Source organism: Plasticicumulans lactativorans (genome assembly GCF_004341245.1).
GTDB lineage: Bacteria > Pseudomonadota > Gammaproteobacteria > Competibacterales > Competibacteraceae > Plasticicumulans_A > Plasticicumulans_A lactativorans.
In genome coordinates, this window is the sequence record NZ_SLWY01000027.1 from 21,087 (window position 1) to 27,656 (window position 6,570).

A 6,570-nucleotide genomic window follows, 5' to 3' on the forward strand; every position below is an offset into this window, starting at 1 on the left:
CATCGAACATCGAGGATCATCGTCATGTCGCGTTTCTTCCGCCGTCGCAAGTATTGCCGCTTCACCGCCGAGGGCGTCACCGAGATCGATTACAAGGATCTCGCGACGCTGAAGAACTACATCACCGAAACCGGCAAGATCGTGCCGAGCCGCATCACCGGCACCAAGGCGCGCTACCAGCGCCAGCTCGCCACCGCGGTCAAGCGCGCGCGCTATCTCGCCCTGCTGCCGTACACCGACCGCCACTGAGGGCGCGCGCAGCCCTGACACGGGCCGTCGCCTTGCGGCTCACGGCATGAGAGCACTGGCCAACTGGGTGATGGCGGGGCGGTCGCAGGCCGCGCTCGTCATCGCCTGCGCGATGTTCCTGGCGCTGCTGCTGCCGCCGCTGATGTTCGTCAGCGGCGCGGCACTGGCGCTGGTGGCGCTGCGCCGTGGTGGTGGCGAAGGGGGGCTGGTGCTCGGCTTCGCCGCGGCGGGCTCGCTCGCCATCGCGTGGCTGCTGTTCGGCAGCCCGGGGCCGGTCCTGACCGTGCTGCCGGGTTTCTGGCTGCCGGTGCTGCTGCTCGCGGTGGTGCTGCGCGCGAGCGTGTCGCTGGCCGTCGCGACGCTCGTCGCGGTGCTGCTCGGCTGGGTGGCGGTGCTGGGTTTCCACCTGCTGGTCGACGATACGGCGGCGTGGTGGCTGCAGGTGCTGAACGCATCGATCAGGCAGGCGCTGGGCGAAGCCGGCATGGACAGCGACGGCATGGTCGCGGTCGACGAGATCCTGCAGTTCCTCGCGCCGCTGATGACCGGGATCGTCGCCGCCAACGGCGCGCTGTCGGCCCTGCTGGCGCTGCTGCTGGGGCGCGGCTGGCAGGCGTTGCTGTACAACCCCGGCGGCCTGCGCCGCGAGTTCCACGCGCTGCGCCTGGGGCGCTGGCCGGCGGTGGTGATGATGGCGCTGCTGGCCACCGTCGCGCTGGCCCACAGCCCCTTCGCCGGCAACCTCGCGATCGTCGCCGGCGCCGCCTACGTGCTGCAGGGGCTGGCGGTGGTGCACGGGCTGGTGGGGCTGCGCGGCATGTCGCGGGTCTGGCTGGTCGCCCTGTACCTGGCGCTGCTGCTGGCGTTGCCGCAGGTGGGGCTCGGCCTCATCGCGCTGGCGCTGGTGGATGCCTGGGCCGACCTGCGGGCACGCGTGCGGCGGCCGATTTCGACGGAGCGGCGCGATCCCTGAAGGCCACACGCCCGGGGCCGCGCCGATCAAACTACACACGAACTTCCGGAGTTCCACGATGGACATCATTCTGCTCACCAAGGTCGACAACCTCGGCAACCTCGGCGACCGCGTCAAGGTGAAGCACGGTTACGGCCGCAACTTCCTGATCCCGCAAGGCAAGGCGACCGAGGCGACGGCGGCCAACATCGCCCGCTTCGAGGCGCGCCGGGCCGAGCTCGAAGCCACCGCCGCCACCGCGCTGGCGCGTGCCAACGAGCGTCGCGAACACCTCGCCGACCTGGTCATCACGATGGCGGCGAAGGCGGGTGCCGAAGGCCGGCTGTTCGGCTCGGTCGGCCCCGGCGACATCGCCGACGCCGTGTCGTCGGCCGGCATCGAGCTGAAGAAGGCCGAGGTGCGCATGCCCGACGGCCCGATCCGCCACGTCGGCGAGTACGAGGTCGACGTGCACCTGCACACCGACGTCAACTGCAAGCTGCACATCAACGTCATCGCGGAGTGACCCTCCGCGGTCGGTCCGCGGGTACGTCCGCGGACCGACCGGCCGCCGTGCGCTCCGGCCCCGAGCCCGTCGACGCCCCTGGCCGGATCGCGCGGCCGCCGCCGCGAGGTTTGAGCCATGGCCGTGCCCGCCCCCGACTACGCTCCGCCCGACCGCGAAACCGACGCCCTGCGCGTGCCGCCGCACTCGGTGGAAGCCGAGCAGGCGGTGCTCGGCGGGCTGATGCTCGACAACGCCGCGTGGGACCAGATCGCCGATCGCGTCAGCGAGGAGGATTTCTACCGCGGTGATCACCGGCTGATCTTCCGCGCCATCCGCGAACTCGCCGACAAGGGCTCGCCGTTCGACGTCGTGACCCTGGCCGAGTGGCTGGAGCGCAACGAACTGCTGGCCGACGCCGGCGGCATGGCCTACCTCGGCGTGCTTGCGCGCGACACCCCCAGCGCGGCGAACATCCGCGCCTACGCCGCGATCGTGCGCGAGCGCTCGGTGCTGCGGCAGCTGATCCGCGTCGGCACCGACATCGCAGCCTCGGCCTACGCGCCGCAGGGGCGCGACGTCCGGGAACTGCTGGACGAGGCCGAGCGGCGCGTGTTCGCGATCGCCGAGCAGGGCAACCGCAGCCAGCAGGGCTTCCTGCCGATCAAGGACCTGCTGACCAAGGCGGTCGACCGCATCGACATGCTGTTCGAGAAGGACGACCCGATCACCGGCGTGCCCACCGGCTGGGCCGATTTCGACGAGATGACGGCCGGGCTGCAGCCGGGCGACCTGATCATCGTCGCCGGGCGGCCGTCGATGGGGAAGACCACTTTCGCGATGAACATCGTCGAAAATGCCGCCATCGCGCTCAAGGAACGGTTGCCGGTGGCGGTGTTCAGCATGGAGATGCCGGGCGACCATCTGGCGCTGCGCATGATGTCCTCGCTCGGGCGCATCGATCAGCACCGCATCCGCACCGGCAAGCTGGAGGACGAGGACTGGCCGCGCCTGACCTCCGCGGTGAGCCTGCTCGCCGACGCCCGGCTGTTCATCGACGATTCCGCGGCGCTGTCGCCCACCGAGGTGCGCGCGCGCTGCCGGCGCCTGCAGCGCGAGCACGGCCAGCTCGGCCTGGTGATGCTCGACTACCTGCAGCTGATGCAGGTGCCGGGCAGCTCCGAGAACCGCGCCACCGAGATCTCGGAGATCTCGCGTTCGCTGAAGGCGCTGGCCAAGGAGCTGCACGTGCCGGTGATCGCGCTGTCGCAGCTCAACCGCTCGCTCGAGCAGCGCCCGAACAAGCGCCCGGTGATGTCGGACCTGCGCGAATCGGGCGCAATCGAACAGGATGCTGACGTGATCTGCTTCATCTACCGCGACGAGGTCTACAATCCCGACAGCGCCGACAAGGGCGTGGCCGAGATCATCATCGGCAAGCAGCGCAACGGCCCGATCGGCACCGTGCGCCTGACCTTCCTCGGCAAGTACACGCGCTTCGAGAACTTCACCCCGGACGTCTACAGCACGGCGGGCTACGAGTGAGCGGCAAGCCGCGAACCGTCTACGTCTGCGGCGAGTGCGGCGCGCAGGCCCCGAAATGGTCCGGGCAGTGCGGCGAATGCGGCGCCTGGAACAGCCTGGCGGAGACGGTCGCCAGCCCGCCACCGGGCAAGGGCGGGCGCTTCGGCGGCTACGCCGGCGCCGCCGACGGCGGCGCGCGGGTCGCCACGCTCGCCGAGGTGTCGACCGACGAGGCGGCGCGGCTGCCCTGCGGCATCGGCGAGCTCGACCGCGTGCTCGGCGGCGGCCTCACCGTGGGCTCGGTGGCGCTGGTGGGGGGCGACCCGGGCATCGGCAAGTCCACGCTGCTGCTGCAGACGCTCGCCCACCTCGCCGAGCGGCAGCGGGCGCTGTACGTCACCGGCGAGGAATCGCCGCAGCAGGTGAGCCTGCGCGCGCAGCGTCTGGGGCTGGCGCGCGAGCGCCTGCGGCTGCTGCCCGAGACCTGCGTCGAGCAGATCCTCGCCGCGGCCGCGCAGGAGCGGCCGCAGGTGATGGTGATCGACTCGATCCAGACCATCTTCACCCAGGCGCTGCAGTCGGCGCCGGGCGCGGTGGCGCAGGTGCGCGAGAGCGCCGCGCAACTGGTGCGCTTCGCCAAGCGCAGCGGCACCGCGCTGTTCCTGGTCGGGCACGTCACCAAGGAGGGCACCATCGCCGGGCCGCGGGTGCTCGAGCACATGGTCGACACCGTGCTCTATTTCGAGGGCGACAGCGGCAGCCGCTTCCGCGTGATGCGCGCGGTCAAGAACCGCTTCGGGCCGGTCAACGAGCTCGGCGTGTTCGCGATGACCGAGCACGGGCTGAAGGAGGTCGCCAATCCCTCGGCGATCTTCCTGTCGCGCCACGCCGGGCCGGTGGCGGGCAGCGTGGTGATGGTGACGCGCGAGGGCACCCGCCCGCTGCTGGTCGAGGTGCAGGCGCTGGTCGACGAATGCCACGGCGGCAATCCGCGGCGGGTGACCATCGGCCTGGAGCAGAACCGCCTGGCGATGCTGCTCGCGGTGCTGCACCGTCACGCCGGCATCGCCATGTACGACCAGGACGTCTACGTCAACGTGGTCGGCGGTGTGCGGGTGCAGGAGACCGCTTCCGACCTCGCTGTGCTGCTCGCGGCGCTGTCGTCGTTCCGCGACCGGCCGCTGCCGAGCGATCTCGTCGTCTTCGGCGAGGTCGGGCTGGCCGGCGAGATCCGCCCGGTGCCGAACGGCGAGGAGCGCCTGCGCGAAGCCGCCAAGCACGGCTTCCGCCAGGCCATCGTGCCCAGAGCCAACGTGCCGCGCGCACGCCTCGCCGAGGGCTTCACCGTGACGCCGGTCGAGCGCCTCACCGAGGCGCTGGCGATCGTGCTCTGAGCCGGCGGCGCTCAGGGGCAGGGGTTGGGCTGGTCGGCGTGTATCGCCTCGATCCCGCTCAGCACGGCCTCGGGCAGCTCGAGGTCGATGCTCGCGATGTCGGCGGCGAGTTGTTCGAGCGAGGTCGCACCGATGATGTTGGCCCCCAGGTAGGGGCAGCGGTTGACCCAGGCGAGCGCCATCTGGGCGGGGTCGAGGCCGTGCCGGCGGGCGAGTTCGACATAGGCGCGCGTCGGCGCCTCCGCCTGCGGCCGGTTGTAGCGCTGGAAGCGCTTGAACAGCGTCAGGCGCGCGTTGGCCGGGCGCACGCCATCGAGGTACTTGCCGCTCAGCAGGCCCATCGCGAGCGGCGAGTAGGCGAGCAGGTCGATGCGCTCGCGGTGGGCGATCTCGGCGAGGCCGATCTCGAAGCTGCGGTTCAGCAGGTTGTAGGGATTCTGGATCGTCACCACGCGCGGCAGGCCGAGGCGTTCGGCGGCGGCGAGGTAGCGCATCAGGCCCCAGGGCGTCTCGTTCGACACGCCGACGTAACGGATCTTGCCGGCGCGGACCTGTTCGGCGAGGGCCTCCAGCGTCTCCTCGATCGGCGTGAAGGCGCTGTCGTCGGGCTCGTAGCCGAGCCGCCCGAAGAAGTTCGCGTGCCGGTCCGGCCAGTGCAACTGGTAGAGATCGATGACGTCGGTCTGCAGCCGCCGCAGGCTGGCGTCGAGGGCGAGCGCGATGTTGCGCCGGTCCAGGCACACCCGGCCGCTGCGCAGGTAATCGAGATCGCGCGCGGCGCCGGCGACCTTGCTGGCGATCACCACCTGCGAGCGGCAGCGCCGCGCCTTCAGCCAGGTGCCGATATAGGTTTCGGTGCGGCCCTGGGTTTCGGCGCGCGGCGGCACCGGATACATTTCCGCGGTGTCGATGAAGTTCACGCCGTGGGCGAGCGCATGATCGAGTTGCGCGTGGGCTTCGGCCTCGGTGTTCTGTTCTCCCCAGGTCATGGTGCCGAGCGCAATGCGACTGACATCGAGATCGGTGTGGGCAATACGGTGATAAAGCATCGGGGCATTACCTCGCCGTGCACTACCGCCGGGATTGAAGGGCGCGCACGCCGTTACGGTCCGCGCGAACGGCACCACCTCAGCGGCGGGTGAATAACAGGTCCCAGACGCCGTGGCCGAGGCGCTGGCCGCGGGTTTCGAACTTGGTCAGCGGGCGGTAATCCGGGCGCGCGCAGTAGTCGCCGTCGGTGGCGCGATTGGCGAATGCCGGCGCCTGTCGCAGCACGTCGAGCATGTGCTCGGCGTAATTCTCCCAGTCGGTCGCCAGATGCAGGACGCCGCCGGCAGCCAGTTTGCGGGCGAACAGCGCGACGATATCCGGCTGGATCAGGCGCCGTTTGTGGTGACGTTTCTTGTGCCACGGGTCGGGAAAGAATACCTGCAGGCGATCGAGCGAGGCATCGGGAATCCGCCGCTCGAGGACCTCGACGGCGTCGGCGCAGAATACCCGGACGTTGTCCAGCGCGAGTGCGTCGATGCGCATCAGCAGATGGCCGACGCCCGGCCGATGCACTTCGATACCGATGAAATCGGTAGCAGGCGCAGCGGCGGCCATCGTCGCCAGGGATTCGCCATTGCCGAAGCCGATTTCGAGTACGCGGCAGGCGTGCCGGCCGAAGGTGGCGTCGAGATCGAGCGGGGCGCCGTCGGCCGCCAGTCCGAAACGCGGCCACAACTCATCGAGTGCGCGCTGCTGGCCGCTGGTGAGGCGGCCTTCGCGACGAACGAAACTGCGTATGCGGCGCGCGGTTGCGGGCTGGTTCATGACGGCAAGCACTGTGCTGGAAGCGCCCGGCGGGCCGTTCAGAAGAACAGCCCGTCGAGCGGCGAGGAGGCGCTGGCGAAGCGCTTCTTCGGGATGCGCCCGGCGAGGTGGGCCTCGCGCCCGGCCTCGAT

General features: G+C 70.4%; 7 protein-coding genes and 1 pseudogene. 5 read left to right on the plus strand and 3 right to left on the minus strand.

All coding sequences use genetic code 11. The annotated features are described in order from the left end of the window. The first annotated feature begins 24 nt into the window (after nucleotides 1-24). The 5 genes from rpsR (at nucleotide 25) to radA (ending at nucleotide 4,624) form a co-directional block, all read left to right on the plus strand. Entirely contained in the window at nucleotides 25-249 is a 225-nt protein-coding gene (rpsR, locus tag EV699_RS18275) for a 30S ribosomal protein S18 (protein WP_132545518.1), read from the plus strand. A 46-nt stretch (nucleotides 250-295) separates the two neighbouring features. Then, a complete protein-coding gene (locus tag EV699_RS18280) occupies nucleotides 296-1,222 on the plus strand; it encodes a hypothetical protein (RefSeq protein ID WP_132545521.1) in 927 nt (308 codons plus the stop codon). A gap of 58 nt (nucleotides 1,223-1,280) precedes the next feature. Next, nucleotides 1,281-1,727: a 50S ribosomal protein L9 gene (gene rplI / locus EV699_RS18285; protein ID WP_132545523.1), complete on the plus strand. Its 447-nt coding sequence runs from the start codon at nucleotides 1,281-1,283 to the stop codon at nucleotides 1,725-1,727. 117 nt (nucleotides 1,728-1,844) lie between these two features. Then, on the plus strand, nucleotides 1,845-3,251 hold the full coding sequence (dnaB, locus tag EV699_RS18290; RefSeq protein ID WP_132545525.1) for a replicative DNA helicase: 1,407 nt from the start codon (nucleotides 1,845-1,847) through the stop codon (nucleotides 3,249-3,251). After that, nucleotides 3,248-4,624, plus strand: a complete 1,377-nt coding sequence (gene radA / locus EV699_RS18295) for a DNA repair protein RadA (protein WP_132545527.1) — start codon at nucleotides 3,248-3,250, stop codon at nucleotides 4,622-4,624. The genes dnaB and radA overlap by 4 nt, the downstream gene beginning before the upstream one ends. Nucleotides 4,625-4,635: 11 nt before the next feature. Here the strand turns inward: radA and EV699_RS18300 are convergent, their stop codons facing one another. The 3 genes and pseudogenes from EV699_RS18300 to EV699_RS20345 all read right to left on the minus strand — a co-directional run. Continuing rightward, the gene (locus tag EV699_RS18300; protein ID WP_132545529.1) at nucleotides 4,636-5,673 is read right to left on the minus strand and encodes an NADP(H)-dependent aldo-keto reductase; all 1,038 of its coding nucleotides are present in this window, start codon (nucleotides 5,671-5,673) and stop codon (nucleotides 4,636-4,638) included. Between the two features lie 79 nt (nucleotides 5,674-5,752). Then, nucleotides 5,753-6,439 carry a tRNA (guanosine(46)-N7)-methyltransferase TrmB gene (gene trmB / locus EV699_RS18305; protein WP_132545531.1) on the minus strand — a complete coding sequence of 229 codons (687 nt, stop codon included), beginning with the start codon at nucleotides 6,437-6,439 and terminating at the stop codon, nucleotides 5,753-5,755. A gap of 38 nt (nucleotides 6,440-6,477) precedes the next feature. Further along, nucleotides 6,478-6,570 (minus strand): annotated as a pseudogene (locus tag EV699_RS20345) (thiazole synthase); the annotation flags it as partial.

Excerpts from the sequence above, each read along its gene's own strand:
- rpsR (WP_132545518.1), top strand. The coding sequence starts at position 25 with ATGTCGCGTTTCTTCCGCCGTCGCAAGTATTGCCGCTTCACCGCCGAG.
- EV699_RS18280 (WP_132545521.1), top strand. The coding sequence starts at position 296 with ATGAGAGCACTGGCCAACTGGGTGATGGCGGGGCGGTCGCAGGCCGCG.
- rplI (WP_132545523.1), top strand. The coding sequence starts at position 1,281 with ATGGACATCATTCTGCTCACCAAGGTCGACAACCTCGGCAACCTCGGC.
- dnaB (WP_132545525.1), top strand. The coding sequence starts at position 1,845 with ATGGCCGTGCCCGCCCCCGACTACGCTCCGCCCGACCGCGAAACCGAC.
- EV699_RS18300 (WP_132545529.1), bottom strand. The coding sequence starts at position 5,673 with ATGCTTTATCACCGTATTGCCCACACCGATCTCGATGTCAGTCGCATT.
- trmB (WP_132545531.1), bottom strand. The coding sequence starts at position 6,439 with ATGAACCAGCCCGCAACCGCGCGCCGCATACGCAGTTTCGTTCGTCGC.